At 68.4% G+C, this 19,364-nt stretch carries 19 protein-coding genes; 15 read left to right on the top strand and 4 right to left on the bottom strand.

Annotated elements, in window-relative coordinates; all coding sequences use genetic code 11:
* The first annotated feature begins 146 nt into the window (after positions 1-146).
* On the top strand, positions 147-2,693 hold the full coding sequence (locus ACFV0T_RS36850; protein WP_385789071.1) for an amino acid permease: 2,547 nt from the start codon (positions 147-149) through the stop codon (positions 2,691-2,693).
* A gap of 128 nt (positions 2,694-2,821) precedes the next feature.
* The gene (locus ACFV0T_RS36845) at positions 2,822-3,238 is read left to right on the top strand and encodes an ester cyclase (protein WP_385789069.1); all 417 of its coding nucleotides are present in this window, start codon (positions 2,822-2,824) and stop codon (positions 3,236-3,238) included.
* A gap of 146 nt (positions 3,239-3,384) precedes the next feature.
* Here the strand turns inward: ACFV0T_RS36845 and ACFV0T_RS36840 are convergent, their stop codons facing one another.
* Positions 3,385-3,696: a helix-turn-helix transcriptional regulator gene (locus ACFV0T_RS36840; RefSeq protein ID WP_385789068.1), complete on the bottom strand. Its 312-nt coding sequence runs from the start codon at positions 3,694-3,696 to the stop codon at positions 3,385-3,387.
* Between the two features lie 128 nt (positions 3,697-3,824).
* Here ACFV0T_RS36840 and ACFV0T_RS36835 point away from each other — a divergent pair, with 128 nt between their 5' ends.
* Positions 3,825-4,607, top strand: a complete 783-nt coding sequence (locus ACFV0T_RS36835) for an ANTAR domain-containing protein (protein ID WP_385789067.1) — start codon at positions 3,825-3,827, stop codon at positions 4,605-4,607.
* A gap of 50 nt (positions 4,608-4,657) precedes the next feature.
* Here the strand turns inward: ACFV0T_RS36835 and ACFV0T_RS36830 are convergent, their stop codons facing one another.
* The 3 genes from ACFV0T_RS36830 to ACFV0T_RS36820 all read right to left on the bottom strand — a co-directional run bounded on the left by ACFV0T_RS36830 (position 4,658) and on the right by ACFV0T_RS36820 (position 6,510).
* On the bottom strand, positions 4,658-4,921 hold the full coding sequence (locus ACFV0T_RS36830) for a hypothetical protein (RefSeq protein ID WP_385789065.1): 264 nt from the start codon (positions 4,919-4,921) through the stop codon (positions 4,658-4,660).
* Between the two features lie 397 nt (positions 4,922-5,318).
* Positions 5,319-5,993 carry an endonuclease gene (locus ACFV0T_RS36825; RefSeq protein ID WP_385789063.1) on the bottom strand — a complete coding sequence of 225 codons (675 nt, stop codon included), beginning with the start codon at positions 5,991-5,993 and terminating at the stop codon, positions 5,319-5,321.
* A gap of 115 nt (positions 5,994-6,108) precedes the next feature.
* The gene (locus ACFV0T_RS36820; RefSeq protein ID WP_385789061.1) at positions 6,109-6,510 is read right to left on the bottom strand and encodes a PPOX class F420-dependent oxidoreductase; all 402 of its coding nucleotides are present in this window, start codon (positions 6,508-6,510) and stop codon (positions 6,109-6,111) included.
* Between the two features lie 569 nt (positions 6,511-7,079).
* Here ACFV0T_RS36820 and ACFV0T_RS36815 point away from each other — a divergent pair.
* From ACFV0T_RS36815 to ACFV0T_RS36760, 12 genes are all read left to right on the top strand, one after another.
* On the top strand, positions 7,080-7,349 hold the full coding sequence (locus ACFV0T_RS36815) for a hypothetical protein (protein WP_385789059.1): 270 nt from the start codon (positions 7,080-7,082) through the stop codon (positions 7,347-7,349).
* Between the two features lie 38 nt (positions 7,350-7,387).
* Complete coding sequence (locus ACFV0T_RS36810; RefSeq protein WP_385789058.1) at positions 7,388-8,155, top strand: crotonase/enoyl-CoA hydratase family protein; 768 nt, start codon at positions 7,388-7,390, stop codon at positions 8,153-8,155.
* A 1-nt stretch (position 8,156) separates the two neighbouring features.
* The gene (locus ACFV0T_RS36805; protein ID WP_385789056.1) at positions 8,157-8,903 is read left to right on the top strand and encodes an acetoacetate decarboxylase; all 747 of its coding nucleotides are present in this window, start codon (positions 8,157-8,159) and stop codon (positions 8,901-8,903) included.
* Positions 8,900-9,850, top strand: coding sequence for a 3-hydroxyacyl-CoA dehydrogenase NAD-binding domain-containing protein (locus ACFV0T_RS36800; protein ID WP_385789054.1), 951 nt, complete (start codon positions 8,900-8,902; stop codon positions 9,848-9,850). The genes ACFV0T_RS36805 and ACFV0T_RS36800 overlap by 4 nt, the downstream gene beginning before the upstream one ends.
* A gap of 1 nt (position 9,851) precedes the next feature.
* The gene (locus tag ACFV0T_RS36795; protein WP_385789052.1) at positions 9,852-11,066 is read left to right on the top strand and encodes an acyl-CoA dehydrogenase family protein; all 1,215 of its coding nucleotides are present in this window, start codon (positions 9,852-9,854) and stop codon (positions 11,064-11,066) included.
* 4 nt (positions 11,067-11,070) lie between these two features.
* Positions 11,071-12,300 carry a CaiB/BaiF CoA transferase family protein gene (locus ACFV0T_RS36790; protein WP_385789050.1) on the top strand — a complete coding sequence of 410 codons (1,230 nt, stop codon included), beginning with the start codon at positions 11,071-11,073 and terminating at the stop codon, positions 12,298-12,300.
* Positions 12,301-12,749: 449 nt separating this feature from the next.
* Positions 12,750-13,421 carry an enoyl-CoA hydratase-related protein gene (locus ACFV0T_RS36785; RefSeq protein WP_385789048.1) on the top strand — a complete coding sequence of 224 codons (672 nt, stop codon included), beginning with the start codon at positions 12,750-12,752 and terminating at the stop codon, positions 13,419-13,421.
* 203 nt (positions 13,422-13,624) lie between these two features.
* A complete protein-coding gene (locus tag ACFV0T_RS36780) occupies positions 13,625-14,233 on the top strand; it encodes a DJ-1/PfpI family protein (protein ID WP_385789046.1) in 609 nt (202 codons plus the stop codon).
* Between the two features lie 123 nt (positions 14,234-14,356).
* Positions 14,357-15,259 (top strand): LysR family transcriptional regulator, encoded by a 903-nt coding sequence (locus tag ACFV0T_RS36775; protein ID WP_385789113.1) that lies wholly within the window; start codon positions 14,357-14,359, stop codon positions 15,257-15,259.
* A 268-nt stretch (positions 15,260-15,527) separates the two neighbouring features.
* Positions 15,528-16,688, top strand: a complete 1,161-nt coding sequence (locus tag ACFV0T_RS36770; protein WP_385789045.1) for a CaiB/BaiF CoA transferase family protein — start codon at positions 15,528-15,530, stop codon at positions 16,686-16,688.
* A gap of 25 nt (positions 16,689-16,713) precedes the next feature.
* Positions 16,714-17,481 (top strand): crotonase/enoyl-CoA hydratase family protein, encoded by a 768-nt coding sequence (locus ACFV0T_RS36765; protein ID WP_385789043.1) that lies wholly within the window; start codon positions 16,714-16,716, stop codon positions 17,479-17,481.
* Positions 17,482-17,611: 130 nt separating this feature from the next.
* Entirely contained in the window at positions 17,612-19,285 is a 1,674-nt protein-coding gene (locus ACFV0T_RS36760) for an esterase-like activity of phytase family protein (RefSeq protein ID WP_385789042.1), read from the top strand.
* The last annotated feature ends 79 nt before the right edge of the window (positions 19,286-19,364 follow it).

Raw genomic sequence — 19,364 nt, 5'->3', positions numbered from 1 at the left:
CTTCCCGCCGGGCCCTGAGCTGTTGCGACGGGAGTGGCCCGGCGTTGGAATCAAGTGTGAGGCTCTTTGGCAGCGCCATGTCCGCCGGCCGCCCCGCCCCCGGGACAGGGGCCGGCCGCAAAGGGCTCAAGAACGATGCCCTGGGCATGTTCTCCTCGGTCGTCATGAGCCTGTCCTCCACCGGCCCGGCGTACAGCCTCGCGGCCACGCTCGGCATCATCGTGGCAGGCGTCGGACTGCAGGCCCCGATCGTCACCATGCTGGCCTTCGTCCCGATGCTGCTGGTCGCGTACGCCTTCCGGGAGCTCAACGCGAGCAATGCCGACTGCGGAACCACCTTCACCTGGGCCACCCGCGCGTTCGGACCGCGCACCGGCTGGATGGGCGGCTGGGGCCTCATCGTGGCCAACATCCTGGTGATGGCGAATCTCGCCGCGATCGCCGCTTCCTACAGCTTCCGGTTGGTGGGCTTGAACGAACTGGGGGAGAACCGGCTGTGGACCACCGTGGCGGGAATCGTCTGGATCACCGTGCTGACCGCGATCTGCTACGTCGGCATCGAGGTCTCGGCTGCTGTCCAGCGTTGGTTGCTGTGCCTGGAAGTGGCGATGCTGATGCTCTTCGCCGTTGCCGCGCTGGTCAAGGTCTACACCGATCCCTCCCCGATGACGATCCGCATCTCCGCCTCCTGGTTCAATCCCTTCGAGGTGCCCTCGATAGAGGCCCTGACCTCGGGCATCCTCGCGGGGGTCTTCATCTACTGGGGCTGGGACACCGCGTTCTCGGTCAACGAGGAGACCGTCGACAGCACCCGCGTCCCGGGGCGCGCCGCGGTCATGTCCACCGTGCTGCTCCTGATCATGTACGGGCTGGTGTCCACCTCGGCGCAGGCCTTCGCCGGAATCGGCACCTCGGGCATCGGGCTCGGTAACGCGAGCAACTCGGACGATGTGTTCTCCGGGCTGGGCGAGGCCGTGTTCGGGAGCCAGGACATGGGCCTGCTCCTGTCGAGACTGCTGATCCTGATGGTCCTGACCTCAGCGTTGGCCTCGGCCCAGACCACCATCCTGCCGCTGGCCAGGACCGTCTTCTCGATGGCGGTCCACAAGGTCGTCCCGCCCCGGTTCGCCCGGGTCCACCGCAGGTTTCTCACCCCGACCTGGGGGACCGTCGGCATGGGAGCGGCCTCGATCGCCTTGTTGGTCCTGCTGACGTCGTTCAGCACGAACGTCCTGGCCGACTCGATCGACTCGATCGGCCTCGCGATCGCGTTCCAGTACGGACTGACCGGCTTCGCCTGCCTCTGGTATCACCGCAAGGTCCTCACCCGCAGCGTCAAAGACATGGTTTTCAAGGGTGTGTTGCCGGGGCTCGGCGGCCTGATCATGCTCTTGCTGTTCCTCTACGCCGCCTTCGTCGTCTACGCGGACCCCGGGTACGGCGCGACCACCGTCGACCTGCCGCTGATCGGCAGGACCGGCGGTGTCACCGTTCTGGGCCTGGGCGCCTTGCTGATCGGACTCCTGCTGATGCCGGTGGTCACCCGCGGCCACACCGTCGCCCTCAAAGTCCAGCGAGGCCTGCTTCCGCGCCGTCTGCCGACGCACGTCGCGGTCGACTCGGCGAGCCGCTACCTGCCGGCCGACAGCGGATCCGGGGTGGGCGGCGACTGGTACGACGTCATCCCCCTGTCGGGCACCCGTGTCGGCCTCGTCGTCGGGGACGTGCTCGGGCACGGACTGCGCGCCGCGGCCACCATGGGACGCCTGAGTACGGGTGTGCGTGTCCTGGCCCGGCTGGACCTGAGTCCGGACGAGCTCCTGTCCCGCCTGGACGACCTGGTCGAGCAGACCGCGCGCGAACGCGGGGCCGGCCATGGTCCGGCCCGCCTGAGGCCGCAGGCGGACCAGGCCCTGGCCGTGTCCTGTCTGTACGCGGTGTACGACCCCGTCTCGGGGAAGTGCAGCCTGGCACGGGCCGGGGAGACGGTGCTGGCGGCCGTCCGACTGCAGACGGGCGTCGTCCACTGTCCGAAGCTGCCTCCCGGACCGCCGCTGGGAATGGCCGGGCTGCCTTACGAGAGCACGGAACTGGAGCTCCCGCCGGGCAGTCTCGTCGCCCTCTTCACAGGCGGCCTCCTCCAGGCGGCCGACGACCGTGACGCCGGGCTCACGCAACTGTCCCATGTCCTCGCCGAGGACCGGGCGGCCCTGGGAGAACTGTGCGACCGAGCGGTCACCACCTTGCTGCCCGGGCCGGTGGACGAGGACGCCACGCTGCTCCTGGCCCGCACACGCCTGCTCGACCGGAGCCAGTTCACCCAGTGGGAGGTGTCCCCGGACCCGGCGGCGGTGGCGACCATCCGCACCGCCGTGAGCAAGCAGCTCCGCGACTGGGGGCTGGACGACCTGACTTTTGCCAGCGAGGTCATCGTCAGTGAACTGGTCACCAACGCCATCCGCTACGTCGGCGGCCCGATCCAGGTACGGCTGATCCGTGACCGGACCCTGATCTGCGAAGTCTCCGACATCGGCCACACCACTCCCAATCTCCGCCACGCCGCGAACGACGACGAGGGGGGCCGGGGTCTGTTCATCATCGCCCAGATGACCCATCACTGGGGCACGCGTTACACCCCCACCGGCAAGACGCTCTGGACCGAGCAGGATCTCCCGCCGGCGGACGACGAGTGACACTGGGGTCCGGCGGTCCGGACATGCCGGGGTCACGGGGCCGGTGTAGCGTCGAAACACGGCACGTTTGCGCGAACTTCGCGACCGAGTGGCGGGGCCGATGGTCGACACGTCCCCGAGGAGCAACCATGTCTCAGCAGACGAACATCGCCGCACAGACCGCTTTCGGTGAGGCCGTCGCCACCGGCGACCTCGATGTCCTCGAAGGGATCGTCGCGCCCGGCTCGATCGACCACGATCCAGCCCCCGGACAGGGGCCGGGGCCGGAAGGGTACAAGGCGATGTTCGGCGAGTTGCGGGCCGCGTTTCCCGATCTGCACGTCGATGTGGAACATCTGGTGGCCACCGACGACGAGTTGGCCTTCGCCTACACCATCACCGGGACGCACCTCGGAGAGCTGATGGGGCATCCGGCGACCGGCAGGACAGTGAGCTATCGGGGCATGCAGATCAGCCGCTTCGACAGCGACGGCAAGCTCGTCGAACGCTGGGGCAGCAGCGACGAACTCGGCATGCTGCGGCAACTGGGCCTCGTCGAGACGTGACCCCCGCGCGGCCGGCTGGCGGGTGGCACCGGTATCTGCCCGCACCGAGGCCGCAGGACCCCTGACCCCGGAGCTGGGGAACGTCGGCACCGTGGCCGCCCTCCGACAGGTTCAGTTGCTTCCCCACCAACGCGGCGTCTCTGGAACTACTGAGGCGTACTGTCGTGCTGGGCAAGCAGGCGGAGAAGATCCGCCACCGTCGAGCCGCTGTCCGCCGGATGCCGCAGGACGGTGCCGGGCTGGATGTGGTAGGCATTCGAACGCCCCTGCCGGATATGCGTGAGATACCCGTCCTGTTCCAGATCGGCGATGATCTTCTGGACGGCGCGCTCGGTGAGTCTGCAGCGCGCGGCGATGTCCCGGATCCGTACGTTCTGGTCGTCGGCGATCGAGACCAGTACGCGGGCGTGGTTGGTGAGAAACGTCCAGCCGGTGTGCGACTCAGGTACTTCACCCATCCCCACAGCATAGGACCCGGGATTCAGGCAATCAAAAGGGTGAAAGCTTTTTCATGTATCTCTTGACGTATGTGTGGCGAGAGGGTGAACCTGGTGGCGGAAGCCGGTGGAACCCCGGGAGAGGCCCCATGCCGGATCGCGAGCTTTCCCCACAGCGCGTAGACGGAGACGTCATCGCCTGGAGCCCGTGGCTCCAGACGGTGACGTACGCCGCCGGCGACCGGATCGTGGCCGAGACGTGCGGCGAGATCGACATCGACACGGAACAGGTCCTCCGTCAGGCACTGGGCGATGCCCTGGACCGCTCCGTCACCGGTGTGGACCTCGACCTGACCGCTGTCGCCTTCTGCGACTGCTCCGGCCTCAATGCCCTGCTGCGCATACGGCGGCTGGCCCTGGCGGAGGGGAAGACACTCGCCCTTCAGGCCACCAGCCCCGCTGTCGAAAGGCTGCTCACCATGACGGGCACCCGGTGTCTGTTCTCCACCCTCCACCCCGCGGGTCCTCAAGATGAGACCCGCACCCCGCACTCCCTCGCGACCCGTCGCCCCGCCGCACGCAGCGGCAACGACGGCACCGCGCACGATCTGCGCGCCGAGGTCGAGCAGCTCAGGCGGGCCATGCTGACCCGGCCCGTGATCGACCTGGCCCGCGGTGTACTGATGGCGACCTTCCGGCTGAGTCCCGAGGACGCGTGGGGCGTTCTCGTCAGGGTGTCCCAGCGCACCAACACCAAACTGCACCTGGTGGCCGAGGACGTGCTCGGCTCGATCGACGGACACTCGCTCTCCGAACACATGCAACAGCAACTGGCCGCGGCGGTGCGGAACCCCGCCGCGTCACCGGCGGCTGCGCACCAGCAGTTGTCCACCACGAACTCCGTCGAGCCTACAGCTGAGACACCGCAATGAGAGGGCTTCGACGGCGGACCGCCGGGTGACGGGCGGTCCCGCACGGTGCTTCACGCCGTAGGTTCGTCCGGGACAGGGTGCTCGGGGCGTGAGCTCGCGGAGTGCGGGGCGCCTCGACGGCCGGTACCGGCTTCGTCCGTGTCGGGGATGTCCGGGTCGGCCCGGTCGTCGTCCGCGGGCTTCACGACGGCCTTCTCATCAGGCTCCCAAGGATCGTCGGGGGCACCTGCCTGCTGGTCCGGGCGATCCCGGGGAATGGGGTGCGGTGCAGGGGCTTCCTCGCTCTCCGGGCCCTCGGCTCGCCGGTCGCTCACGACGTGCCTCCTCTCGCTTCTGCGTGCACACGGGCTGTGCGGGGCAAGTACCCCTGGGCGCGGCCGAGATGCATGCTGCTGCCGCGACCGGTGCACGACGCCCGGCCACTCGCACCGGCCGGGCCTGGGTCACCGTAGCCCTCATACGGCGGCGCCCGGTGCCGCACCGGTGGCGACTCAGGTCTGTCTTCGACGGGTGGTGCGTTCGTCGGTGTGTGGCTCGCCGGACGAGTTCGACTCCTTGCGGTGCGTTGGCGTTCGATGCCGAAGCGAAGCGTCCGTGCTCGCACAGACGAGTGCGATGGCGGGATGGCGCAGGAGCAGCCGGATGCGCGGGTGGTCAAAGATGAGGAGTCGGCAGGTCATCGGGGCAACTCCCCTGGTTCGTGGTGAGTGTTCAGCCGACATCGGCAAGCACCTCGTCCGCGAGCGGCTTGTCGAGGGCCGCGTGGACCAAGCCGTCGGCCAGGCGGGGCAGTTCGCGACCGACGACGAAGCCGCCCAGCTTCTCGGGCGAGTCCGGCAGACCGAGCCGCCGCGCTCCGTCCAGAGCCTTGCGGTCGATGTACGGCGCGAACTCCGGCCAGATGCCCTGCACGTCCCTCAAGAAGATGTCGGCTCCCGTCGGCCCGATCCCGGGCAGGTCCAACAGGGCCTTCTTCGGGTCCGGTTCGGCACGTAGACGGCGCAGGTCGCCGCCGTAGCGTTCCAGCAGCAGTTCGGCCCCCTTGCCGAGCAAGGTGGAAGTGCGCTCGTCGTAACGGCGATAGCCGCCCGCACCGAGTGTGTCGACGCGTTCTTGCCAGGACGCGTTCGCCATGGCCCGCGCGTCACGCAGACCTGCCTCGAACAGCGCTTTGGCCGCCGCCACCGCGATGTCCCCCCTGATCCGAGCACTGAGCAGTACGGCGAGTACGAGCGTCTGGTACAGCGGAGCGGGGGTGTTGCGCAACCGGATGCCGGCCTGCGCCGCACAGGTGCGCTCCTGTCGCGCGAGCAGGGCGCGAACGACCGCCTTGTCCGTCGCGTCGGACGGCTTCTTCCGGGACTTCGACACCGTCTTCGTCTTCATGGTCATGTGCCTTGTCACCGATTCAACGCTCCGGGGGTTTCCTCCCTGCGCCTTCCCTGCAGGCTCCGGGTACCCAGCCCCGGCCTGGGCGATGCGCGGCAGGGACCCGTCGCACTCAGCCGCGCGGGCTGCTGATCCGTTCGGGCTGGATCACGTAGATCACCCGGACCTGGTCGCGGCCGCCGAACCATGGGTAGGGCCCGCCGAGATACTTCTTCGCGAGCGCCTCGATGTGGTCGACCGCCCCTTCCGTGGTCACACTCACCACACGGCCCCGGATCTGGACGTAGGAGGCCGGTTCCGACGGGTCGGCGACCACGACCGCCACCCGCGGGTCGCGAGCGATGTTCCGGGTCTTTTGATGCGACTCGACACTGTTGATCAGAACGTGCTCACCGTCGGTGTCGACCCATGTCTGGGTGAGCTGGGGCGAGCCGTCGGGCATCGTCGTAGCGATGTAGCAGGTGCTGGGGCGACGCAACAGCGCCACCACGTCCTCGCCGAGGGGGACGGGCACGGGTTTCTCCAGATGTCGGTGCGGTGCGTTGTCGAGGCAACGGTAGCCACTGGAGGAAATCCGGCCCTCCCCCGCCCCGCCTGAACATCGACGCCAGGTCGGCGAGGACGCGCCCGCGGGGCCAGAGGTGCACTCGCCTCGACGCGGTTGCGTGTCCGCGTCGCCCTCGGCGTTCTTCCGGACCTGCGTATGTCGCCCCGTTCCAGGCGTACTTCGGCGTCCGCGATCGCGCGTTGGCGAGGGCCAGTGTCCGGAATCGCCTGGCTCACACCGACGCCGGTCGTGCCGGGCATTCGCAGTGATTTCCGTCGGAATTCATTCCCGCATTTCCGTCTCCGTCTCGGGAAGTTGATCCCCTGATATTCGCCTGGAGATCACAGCTCGGGTAGGGTCTCGACGATTTCGCGATCATTTGACAAAACATCGAAGAAATCGGCGGAGAATGCTCCGGGAATCGGTGTGACTCGTGCGGTCACACCGCCTTTCCTGTTTTGATAATTCCATCTCCTATCGCATTCATTTAGGTTCGATGCCAGGAACAACGAGGCACGGCGCGAAAGGAAGAGGCGATGACGGACTCCTTCGTCACCGGGACGCTCGACAGGGCGCGGGTGATCGACCCGTCGACCGCGGTGATGCGGTCGTACGCGGCACAGATCCCCGGCGACCTCGGCGCCGTGATCGAGATCCCGTCGCCCTCCGGCACCGTGCGGGTGGGCCGGCTTCCGCCCGATCGGGATCCCGGCACGGATCTCCGCCACGCCCGGTCGGATCCGCCGTGCGGTTCCGGCTCCGGCCAGGACGCCACGGACGTCCTCGCCGAGCGGTCCGACCACTGAACCCCGATTTCCCGCACCTCCCCCGAGAGAAGCGAGCCATGAGCACCACCGACGTGCGCACCCACCGCGCGGGCACGACCCTGCTGATCACGATCGACCGCCCACAAGCACGCAACTCCGTCAACGCCTCGGTCGCCGCCCTCCTGGCGAGTGCCCTGGACGAACTGGAGGCAGACCCCGAACTCCGGGCCGGCGTGCTGACCGGCGCCGAAGGCACCTTCAGCGCCGGCATGGACCTGAAGGCCGCCCTGCGCGGCGAGTCCCCCGACATCCCGGGGCGCGGATTCGGCGGCGTGACCGAGGTCGCTCGGACCAAGCCGCTGATCGCCGCTGTGGAGGGCTGGGCCATGGGGGGCGGCTTCGAACTGGCCCTTGCCTGCGACCTGATCGTGGCCGCGCAGGACGCGCACTTCGGTCTGCCGGAGGTCAAGCGGGGTCTGATCGCCGCCGGCGGCGGAGTGATCCGGCTGCCCCGACGCATCCCGTACCACCTCGCGATGGAGTTTCTGCTGACCGGCGAACCGGTGAGCGGCCGTCGGGCCGGCGAGCTGGGCCTGGCCAACCAGGTCGTCCCCGCAGGTCAGGCCGTGGCCGAGGCCCTCCTCCTCGCCGAACGGCTGGCCGCGAACGCGCCCCTGGCACTGGCCGCCGTGAAGGCGGTCACACGGGCCGCGGACGGCGCCCCCGAGACCGACGCCTTCGCCGCGCAGCGCACGGTGATGAGCAAGCTGATGGCCACGGCCGACGTCCGGGAGGGCATGACCGCCTTCGCCGAGCGCCGGGCCCCGCAGTGGACGGGGAAGTGACATGCGGATCGAAGACGTCCGGAAGCACCTGACCACCCCGCTGACCAGCCCGGCGTACACGCCGACAGTCCATCGCTTCACCGACCGCGAGTACCTCAACATCCTGTACCGCACGGACCCCGACGCACTGCGTGCCGTCGTTCCCGAACCCCTTCGGATCGACGAACCGCTGGTCCGCTTCGAGGTCATGAAGATGGGCGACGTCAGCGGGTTCGGCCCCTACACCGAGGCCGGTCAGGCGATCCAGGTCAGCTTCGAGGGCGAGCAGGGCGAATACCTGCACGCGATGTACCTCGACAACTTCCCGGCGACCGCCGCGGGCCGCGAGGCCAGCGCGTATCCGAAGGTCATCGGCGCACCCCGGCTGTACGTCGACAGCGGGGCGCTCGTCGGGACCCTCGACTACGGAACCCTCCGCGTCGCCACCGCGACCATGGGCTACAAGCAGCGGCCGCTCGACCAGGCCGCGGCCCGGGACGAGATCACTGTGCCGACCTTCATGCTCAAGTCCGTCCCGGGCTACCGCGGTGACCTGCGCGTCCAGGAGCTGGTACGCACCGAGATCACCGACGTGGTGGTCAAGGCGGCGTACACCGGCCCCGCGCGGCTCCAGTTCTTCGCCCATGTCCTCGCCCCGCTGGCGGACCTGCCCGTCCTGGAGGTCGTCTCCGCCAGTCACATCCTCACCGACCTGACCCTCGCCCCCGTCGAGCCGGTCTTCGACTACCTGAAGGGAGACGCGCAGTGACGCGCCCATTCCGTACCGCCGCCGTGATCGGCGCGGGCACCATCGGACTGTCCTGGACAGCACTGTTCGCCGCACACGGACTCACCGTCCACGTCAGCGATCCCCGCCCCGACCTGGCGGAGGCGATCGCCGAGGCGCTCGCCGAATTCACCCCGCACCTGGCCGCCCAGGGTCTGGACACCGACGGTCTCGCCGACCGCGTACACATCGCGGCCGACGTCACCGAGGCCGTTCGGGACGCGGACATCGTCCAGGAGAACGGCCCCGAGCGCGTCGAGTTCAAGAAGCAGCTCTTCGACCAGCTGGTCCGGGAGACCCCTGGACACGCACTCCTGCTGAGCTCGTCGTCGGCGATCCCGGCGACCGCTTTCACCAAGGAGCTCGAAGACGCCGGCCGCATCCTCATCGGGCACCCCTTCAACCCGCCCCACCTGCTGCCGCTCGTCGAGGTCGTACCCGGCGAACGCACCACCGAGGAAGCCGTACAGGCAGCCGTCGACTTCTACACCGCGGTCGGTCGCGAGCCCGTCGTCGAACGCCAGGAGATCCCCGGCTTCGTGGGCAACCGGCTCCAGAGCGCGCTCAGCCGCGAGGCCGTCTATCTCGTCCAGCAGGGCGTGGTGACGCCCGAGGACCTGGACACCGTCGTCACCCACTCTCTCGGCATCCGCTGGTCCACGGTCGGGCCTTTCCTCGGCTCCCACCTGGGCGGCGGCCCCGGAGGTTACCGCCACATGAGCGCGCACATCGGCCAGTCCATGCAGCAGTTGGCCCTCGGACAGCCCTCGCAAGACCCCAAGGACCGCGAGCAACTCATCCAGGCGGTGGAGAAGGCATACGCCTCCGCGCCGTTCACCGAACTCGCCGAGGCCCGCGACCGCAGGCAACTCGCCGTCCTGGCCGCCCTGGAAGACGTCCGCCGTACCGAGCACAGCAAGGAGAACTGAGATGACCACCGACACCACCCCCGTCGCACCCCTGGACGACCACCTGGCAGCCGACTTCTACGGCTACGAGGCACTGCTGTCGGAGGAGGAGCACGAGATCCTCCTCAAGGCCCGCACTTTCCTGGGCAAGGAGATCAAGCCGCTGGTCAACGAGTACTGGGGCAAGGGCGAGTTCCCCTTCGAGTACATCGAGAAGTTCCGCAGCAGTGGACTGTCCGCCCTGGCCTACGAGGGCTACGGCGAGTACAAGCCGGCCATCAGCCACCTGCTCAGCGGGATACTCGCCGCGGAGCTCGGCCGCGTCGACGCCTCGACCGCCACGTTCTTCGGCGTCCACAACGGGCTCGGGTTCTACTCCATCTATTACGGCGGCGACCAGGAGCAGCGCGACAGGTTCCTGCCCGCCATGGCCACCATGGAGAAGATCGGCGCGTTCGCCCTGACCGAGCCGCTCGGCGGCTCCGACGTCTCAGGCGGCATGCGCACCACCGCCAAGCGGGAGGGCGACACCTGGGTCCTCAACGGCGCCAAGAAGTGGATCGGCAACGCCACCTTCGCCGACTACGTCGTGGTCTTCGCCCGGGACGTCGAGGACAACAAGGTCAAGGCCTTCGTCGTCGAGAAGGGCACCCCTGGCTTCAAGCCCGAGAAGATCGAGGGCAAGATCGCGCTGCGGATCGTGCAGAACGCCGAGATCACCCTGACCGACGTCCATGTGCCGGAGGCGAACCGGCTCCAGAACATCAAGGGCTTCCGGGACGTCGGCGAGGTCCTGCGGCAGACGCGCAGCGGAGTGGCCTGGCAGTCGCTGGGCGTCATGATCGGCGCCTACGAACTCGCGCTCGACTACGCCAAGGAGCGCGTAGCCTTCGGCCGTCCGATCGCCGGGTTCCAGCTGGTGCAGGACCTCCTGGTGAAGAGCCTGGGCAACATCACCGCCTCGTGGGGCATGCTGGTCCAGCTCGCCCGGCTTCAGGACCAGGGCATCTTCCGCGACGAGCAGTCCGCACTCGCCAAGGAGTACGTCGCGGCCCGTATGCGTGAAGTCGTCGCCTGGAGTCGCGAGATCTTCGGCGGCAACGGCATCATCCTCGAGTACGACATCGCCCGGTTCTTCTCCGACGCCGAGGCCTTGTACTCCTACGAGGGCACCCACCAGATGCAGACCCTCATCGTCGGCAAGTCCATCACCGGCCACAGCGCCTTCGTGGGGTGACGCAATGACCACCGAATCCGTCTTCACCGGCCTGAAGGTCCTCGACGCGGCGACCTACATCGCGGGACCGGCCGCGGCCACCGTACTCTCCGACTTCGGAGCGGACGTCATCAAGATCGAGCCGCCGGGACGGGGTGACCCTCAGCGACTGCTGAGCTTCGTCCCGCCCAGCCCCCGGGCACAGGCCAACTACGGCTGGCACCTCGCCAACCGCAACAAGCGCGGCATGGTGCTCGACCTGAAGTCCCCCGCGACCACCGAGGTTCTCAAGCGCCTCGTCGAGTGGGCCGACGTGGTGATCACCAACTTCCCGCACGGCACCCGCGAGAAGCTGCACCTGGGTTACGACGAGGTCTCGAGCTGGAACCCGCGCGTCATCTACGCCGACCTCACCGGCTTCGGGGACGCCGGCCCCGACGCCAGGCAGCCGGGCTTCGACCTGACGGCCTTCTGGTCACGCAGCGGGCTCCTGGCGTCCACCCGAGACGCCGGAGGTGCGCCGACGGTACCGGTCTGGGGCAGTGGCGACTACACGTCGGCGATCGCCATCTACGCGGCGATCGTGACCGCCCTGTACCGCCGCGAGCGGACGGGCCAAGGGGCCGACGTCGGGACTTCACTGCTCGCCACGGGCGTCTGGGCCACGGGAACACTGGTGGCCGGCGCCCTCGCCGACGGCACACCGTTCGAGCTGCACGACCGTACCGCCCCGGTGAACGCGCTGACCAACCCCTACCGGACGGCGGACGGCCGATGGCTCATGCTGGCCACCTCATCCGTGCACTGGCCGGCACTGTCGCGGGCCGTCGGACGCCCCGAGCTGGCCGAGGATCCCCGTTTCGGGGACTTCGAGAGCTTCTCCAAGAACGCCGCCGCGCTGAGCGGACTCCTCGACGTCGCGTTCCGCTCGCAGCCCTTCGCGCACTGGAAGGAAGTCCTGGAGCGGGCACGCATCAACTACAGCCTCATCCAGACGCCCGAGGAGGCCGCGCAGGACCCGCAACTGCGCGCGAACGACATCGTCGTACCGCTGGAAGGGGTCAACGGGCTGGAGTACACGGTCAACAGCCCCGTCAACATCCGCGGGGTGCCGAAGGTCCCGGCGAAGCGGGCCCCTGACCTGGGCGAGCACAACGACGAGATCCTCGCCGAGCTGGGTTTCCGTCCCGCCGACGTCGCCCGGCTGCGTGCCCAGGGAGCCATCCCCGGCACGACGGAGGCGCAAGCGGCCTGATGAGCACGGCACACAGCGGCCGACATGCTGCTCCACGAGCATCGCCGCGGCGTACCGCCCGTCATCATCAGCCGCCTTCGCGGGGAAACGCCGCCGACCGCGTGGGACTCGGGGAACTCCCCCGCGGTGGGTAGGCTGACAGGCCGCGACGATCTCCCATGTCCCCTCGGCCAGGTAGCGCACGAGACGCGGCGGTGACGAAAGGAACCGACATGACGAGCCAACGGCACCTTCCCGCGCGATGAGGCGGCGTGGTGCCGTTGCCCGTCCTCGCCTCTCGCCCACCACGCCGGACCGGGCAGGAGGGGCTCGCCGGGTACACATCCCCGCACCGCATCCCGATGCGGCATCCCGACGGCTCCCGCGCTGTCGGTGAAGCACGTTCACTGCAGCCCGCCGTCCGAAACGCACCCTTCCCTCAACACCACGCAACCCAGACAGGAGCGCACATGCCCACCCTCGACCGCCAGGACAACGTCTTCGTGCTCAACTTCGGAGACGGTGAGAACCGCTTCCACCCCGACTGGGTCGCATCCGTCAAGGCCTCCCTGGACGAGGTGGAGAAGGCCACGGGACCGCGAGCCCTGGTGACCGCCGCGACGGGCAAGTTCTACTCCAACGGGCTGGATCTGGATTGGCTGTCCGCCCACTCCGACCAGCACGAGGACTACATCGTCTCCGTCCACGAGCTCTTCGCTCGCGTGCTGTCCCTGCCGATGATCACCGTGGCGGCTCTCCAGGGGCACACCTTCGCCGCCGGCGCGATGCTGTCCCTCGCGCACGACTTCCGCGTCATGCGCTCCGATCGCGGCTACTGGTGTCTGCCCGAGGCCGACATCAACATCCCCTTCTCGCCCGGCATGTCCGCCCTGATCCAGTCCCGGTTGGCGCCCCAGACCGCGCACGAGGCCATGGTCACCGGTCGCCGCTACGGCGGGTCGGATGCCGCGGCCGTGGGCATCGTCGACCGGGCGGTCGCCGAGGACGCCGTGCTCTCCACGGCTGTGGAGATCGCACAGGCGCAACTGGGCAAGGCCGGCGACACACTCGGCACCATCAAGGCACGGATGTACGGCTCGGTTCTGGCGTCCCTGCGCGACACGGACAACCCACGCGGCTGACGCCAAGGGGAGAGTCGGGCGGCCGTGGCGGCGGTGGCACCGCCGGAGGGCACGAACCGGCCGGGGTCCCGCCGCAGCCGCGACACCCCTGATGTTCGAAACCCGTGGCAGCGGCAGGCATGCCACCGACCACTGATTGGCCCTCGATCCGGGACATCGTGCCAGGGAGACTGGGCATCTGACGCCATCTTGGAGGAGTTGTGATGCAGGTAGCCGTTGTCACCTTCGACGGGTTCAACGAGCTCGACAGTTTCATCGCTTCCGCGCTGATCAACCGGTGCCGCAAGGACGGTCTGGAGGCTTTCATCACGACGCCGACACCGGTGGTGACGTCGATGAACGGCGTCGAGGTGACAGGGCAGCGCCCGATGGAGTTCGTGACCGAGGCCGACGTCGTGCTGATCGGCAGTGGTGTGAAGGCGCGAGACGTGGTCGCCGACGACCGGCTGGTCTCCAGGCTCCGGCTCGACCCGTCGCGACAGCTGATCGGTTCGCAGTGCTCCGGCGCGCTGGTGCTCGCCCGGCTGGGGCTGCTGGGCTCCATGCCGGTCTGCACGGACACCAAGAGCCGGCCCTTCGTCGAAGCCGCCGGCGTCACCGTGCTGGACGCGGCGTTCCACTCCGAGGGGAACATCGCGACAGCGGGCGGTTGCCTGGCGTCCCAGTATCTCGCCACCTGGGTGATCACCCGCATGGTCGGAGAAGACGCCGCGCGCGACATCATCGGCTACGTGGCTCCGGTCGGCGAGAGCCAGGAAACGGTGGAGCGTGCCCTGCGTGCCGTCCAGGCAGGCGAGGCCGCACTGCGCTGACGCCCGCGATCAGCGTTGTGCGGCCACCCACCGTTACGCCGCACCGACCGCCGACCGACCGCGACACTGACGTGCGACCCCTCGGAACCGACTCGTGGTTGGGGTTAACGTGTCAGTGTGGAGATGCTGCATTTGCGCTACTTCGTCGCGGTCGCCGAGGAGCTGAACTTTTCGGCGGCGGCCCGCCGACTGCACATGGCCACTTCACCCCTGAGCCAGCGGATCAAGGATCTGGAGCGGGAGCTCGACCATCGGCTGTTCGAGCGTGACACCCACAGTGTCACGCTCACGCCGGCCGGGGAGGCGCTGCTCCCGATCGCGCGGGACGTACTGGAGCAGATCAACTGCATTCCGTGGCGGCTGCGCGAAGCGACCCGGTCGGGGCACAGCACCATGTTCATGGGCATCCCCACCGGACTCCACCCGAGAATGAGGGAACTCGTCAGCACCCTCGCCGAGCGCGCCTGCGAGTGGTGCGAACTCCTACGCTGGCCCGGCACCTCCAAGGCTCTGGTCACCGGCGTGCACGAGGGCAGGCTCGCGCTCGCGCTGGCCCGGCTGCCGATCAGCGACCCCGTACTGGACATGTTGCCCGTCATGTCCGAACGGCTGGGAGCGGTGGTACCGGCCGACCAGTTCGACGGGCGGGACTCCCTGGCAGTGGCCGACCTCGCCGACCTCTGCTTCGTCGTCGCACCACAGGAAATGAGAGCCGCCTACTTCGAGCAGCTTGACCGGGAATTGTCCGAGCGGGGGATCAAGAAACGTATCAAGCTGACCGATTCAGGCTATGGCGGAATCGCCGAAGTGATTTCCAGTGGGATGGCTTTCTATCTTTCCATGCTCGACCCGGAAAACCCCATGCACGGCTACACGCTGGAGAACGTGAGAGTCCTGCCGTTCACGGATTTCAAGCCCAGCCTGGACACCGTCCTGATCTGGCGGCGTGACCGAGCCTCGGGCGGTGACCTGGATGAACTCATCGCAGCGGCCCGTGAGGTGTTCGCCGAACCCCTTCACATCTGAGCCGAGCGACTGCACCCATGGGGCACCACGCCCGCCTATTACGGCCTGAAATGGAACGGACGTGACGGCAGCAACCTCGCACCCCATCGCGACCAATTCCAGCCCCTTTCGCAACCCCGTCCGCCCTTGTTCGTAATATCGGACTTCGGGGTCGACGTCGGCGTGACCGGCACGGTCACACCGATGTTAGCAATACGATAATTCCATTCTCCGGGTATTTCCATTAGCGTTCCTGGCATAGCCAACCACGGCATGAAGGGACGCGACAATGGCGGACACACACAGTCCTGGGCCGCTCGACGGCGTGCGGGTCATCGACCTCTCGACCGTGGTCATGGGCCCGTACGCGGCCCAGATCCTGGGAGATCTGGGCGCCGATGTCATCAAGATCGAGTCCCCCGCGGACTCCCTGCATGTGGGGGCGTACCGCAACACGCCGGGTATGACCCCGATGCACCTCAACGTCAACCGCAACAAGCGCAGCGTGGCCCTCGACCTCAAGGACGAGGCCGAACACGCCCAGGCCCTGCAGCTCATCCACACCGCCGATGTACTGATCACCAACATGCGTCCCGGCGCGCTCGCCCGCCTGAGCCTGACCTACGAAGACCTCGCCGCCGCCAACCCCGGCCTCGTCTACGCACACGCCGCGGGCTTCCGCGGCGACTCCGACCGCTCCGACGCCGCCGCCTACGACGAGACCGTGCAGGCCGCCTCCGGGCTCGTCGACATCGCCAACCGCGCGCTGGGGACGCCGCTCTACCTGCCGAGCATCCTCGCCGACAAGGTCTCCGGTCTGACCATCGCCTACAGCGTGCTCGCCGCCCTGCTGTACCGGGACAGGACCGGGCACGGCCAGCAGATCGAGGTCCCGATGGCCGACACACTGATCGCGTTCAACCTGATCGAGCATCTCGCGGGGCACACGTTCGAGCCCCCGACAGGCCCCACCGGCTACCCACGGTCGTTGTCCAAGCAGCACAAGGCGCGGCGCACCAAGGACGGCCTGGCCGCCGTGATCCCGTACAACCCGCCCAACTACCGCGACTTCTTCGCCGCGGCCGACCGCCCCGACCTGGCCGCGGACCCGCGCGTGAACGGCCCCACCCTCGACACGGCCGACTTCGACGACCTGTCCGACCTGGTCGGCGAATGCGCCCGCGCGCTGACCACGGCCGAGTGGGCCGAGGTGTGCGCGAAGCACAGCATCCCGATGGCACCCGTGTTGGAGCTGGACCACGCACACGAGGACTCCTACGTCCGCGAAGGCCACCTCCTCGAAACATTCGTGCACCCCACCGAGGGCCCGGTCCGCACCATCGGGATCCCGGTGAAGTTCTCCGCCACGCCCGGCTCGATCCGCCGCCTGGCCCCGGTTCCCGGACAGGACACCGAGGAGGTCCTCGCCGAACTGGCGGCCCTCCGTTGAGCCGCAGAAAGCCGTAGGTGAAGCCATGCGCACCAACGACGTACGTGTCCAGCGGGTCGACTCGACCCTGCTGATCACGATCGACCGCCCCCAGGCACGCAACTCGGTCAACGCCACCGTCGCCGCCGCCCTGGCCGCCTCGCTGCACGAACTGGAGACGGACCCTGAGCTGCGCGCCGGTGTCCTGACCGGAGCGAAGGGCACCTTCAGCGCCGGCATGGACCTCAAGGCCGCCCTCAGGGGCGAGTCACCCGCGATCCCGGGCCGCGGGTTCGGCGGCCTGACCGAGGCCGAACGCACGAAGCCGCTGATCGCCGCCGTGGAGGGGTTCGCCCTGGGCGGCGGACTCGAACTGGCCCTGGGCTGTGACCTGATCGTCGCCGCCGAGAACGCGACGTTCGGCCTGCCCGAAGTCACACGCGGCCTGATCGCCGCCGGTGGCGGCGTGATCCGGCTGCCCAAGCGCGTCCCGTACCACCTGGCGATGGAATTCCTGCTCACCGGCGAGCCGGTCAGCGGTGCCCGCGCCGGCCGGCTGAGCCTGGTCAACCGGGTCACCGAGCCCGGCGAAGCGGTGGCCGTCGCCGTCGGGCTCGCCGAGCAGCTCGCACACAACGCCCCGCTCGCGCTGGCCGCGGTGAAGAACCTCGTACGGGCCGCCGACGGCGTGCCGGAGGCTGACGCATTCGCCGTGCAGCGCAAGGTACTGGGCACCTTGACGGCCTCGGCCGACGCACGCGAGGGCATGACCGCCTTCGCCGAGCGCCGCGCCCCGCAGTGGACAGGAAGATGACGTGAGCATCCGCGCGGCCGCCTGAGGCCGGCCCTCCCCAGGCCCTGGCGCCGGGGTACCGGTTCTTTGGGGATCGAGGATTCACCAAAGATCCTCGCGGAATTCATCATCGCCCGAGAGGTTCTGCCCTGTGACTCCAAGAGCCTTCTCCCACAAGCGCACCCGGATATCCATCGCCATCGGCGCCACCGTGGCGGTGGTGGGCGCAGGCACAGTCGCGGCTCAGGCCGGTGGCTGGCTCTGGGCCCCGTCCCACGACTTCGGCGCGGTCGCCGACTCCTTCTCCGGTCATGGCACGGTGACCGGCGACGTTCTGCGGAACGATCACAACGCGACCGCGGTCGTGCGGCACACCGCGCCGTCCAACGGACAGGTGACGGTCGACGCCGACGGCACGTTCTCGTACACCCCGAAGTCCGGTTTCACGGGCACGGACACCTTCACCTACACCACGACCGACGCGGTACAGCTGTTCAAGGACGCTCAGGCGAACGGGACTCCCATTCCGCCGCTCAAGCAGGTCGCCGGTCCGGGCGGCACCACCACCAAGATCTCCGGTGCGGGCTTCGGCTCGTCGCTCACCCCGGTGCCGGGCAAGTCGGGTCACTTCTACGGTCTCACCGACCGCGGCCCGAACGCCGACGGCCCGGACGGCAACAAGTCCGAGATGGTCCTCGACTTCACGCCCATGATCGGTGAGTTCAAGCTCGTCGACGGCAAGGCCGAGCTCATCAAGAAGGTCACTCTGAAGGGGCCGAAGAGCCTCGGCGGCGTGAAGTACAGCGGCCGTCCGCCCCACGACACGAGTGAGACGATCAACGACGTCGATGCGACGAACGCCAATGGCGGTACCCCCACGCCCGTGACCAAGGACCCGTACGGTTACGACTCCGAGGGCCTGGTGGCGCTGCCGGACGGCACGTTCTGGGTGTCGGACGAGTACGGCCCGTACATCACGCACTTCGACGCGCACGGCTACGAGCTGGGCCGGCTGACCCCGTACAGGAACAGCCCGGACAACGCCTTCCACAAGATCGTCGGATACCTTCCGGCCGAGCTCGCCGGCCGAGCGAAGAACAAGGGCATGGAAGGCCTGACGGTCACGCCGGACGGCTCGACCCTGGTGGGCGTCATGCAGGCCGCGCTGCAGCAGCCGGATCTCGGCAGCACCAAGGCCGCCAACGTCCCGGCCGCCCGTATCGTCACGATCGACCTGCGCACGTACGAGTCCAAGCAGTACCTGTACCTGCTCGACAACCCGGCGACCACGGGCGACGCCAACAGCGAGATCACCGCGCTGTCCGGCACCAGGTTTCTCATCGACGAGCGTGACGGCAACTTCGAGCCGTTCGCCCAGAAGACCCTGTACGAGGTCGACATCAATGGCGCCACCGACGTCAGTGGCCTGACGATCGGCGGCAAGTCGCCCGAGGCCCTCGTCGGGACGGCCGGCACCAACGCGGCGTTGACCGCGCTCACCGGTGCCGACGTCCACGTCGCGCAGAAGCAGCCGTACCTCAACGTCGGCATGCTGGTGAGCCAACTCGATCCCAGCGGTGCGTTCTTCGGCCACGACAAGGTCGAGGGCGTCGCCACCACGAACGGCGGCAAGACGCTGTACCTGTCCAACGACGACGACTTCGGCATCGACACCATCGCCGTGGACCCGGACGGCAAGTGGACCGTGCACCAGAAGGTGCTGCCCCCCACGGGCCAGGAGGACAACGGCGAGATCCTGAAGGTCGACACCACCAAGCTGCCCGCGGTCCTCAAGACCGTCACGGTGACGATCCACGTGCGCTGACACACTCCGCAGCCGTCGGGCCCGTCCACTCCGGGGGGGGGGGCCGACCACATTACAGGGGGGCTCAACAGCGCCCACG

Origin of the sequence: Streptomyces sp. NPDC059582, assembly GCF_042735715.1 — a bacterium.
Classification (GTDB): domain Bacteria; phylum Actinomycetota; class Actinomycetes; order Streptomycetales; family Streptomycetaceae; genus Streptomyces.
The sequence above is the reverse complement of the archived record's forward strand: the minus strand, read 5'-3'. Positions and strand labels throughout refer to the sequence as shown.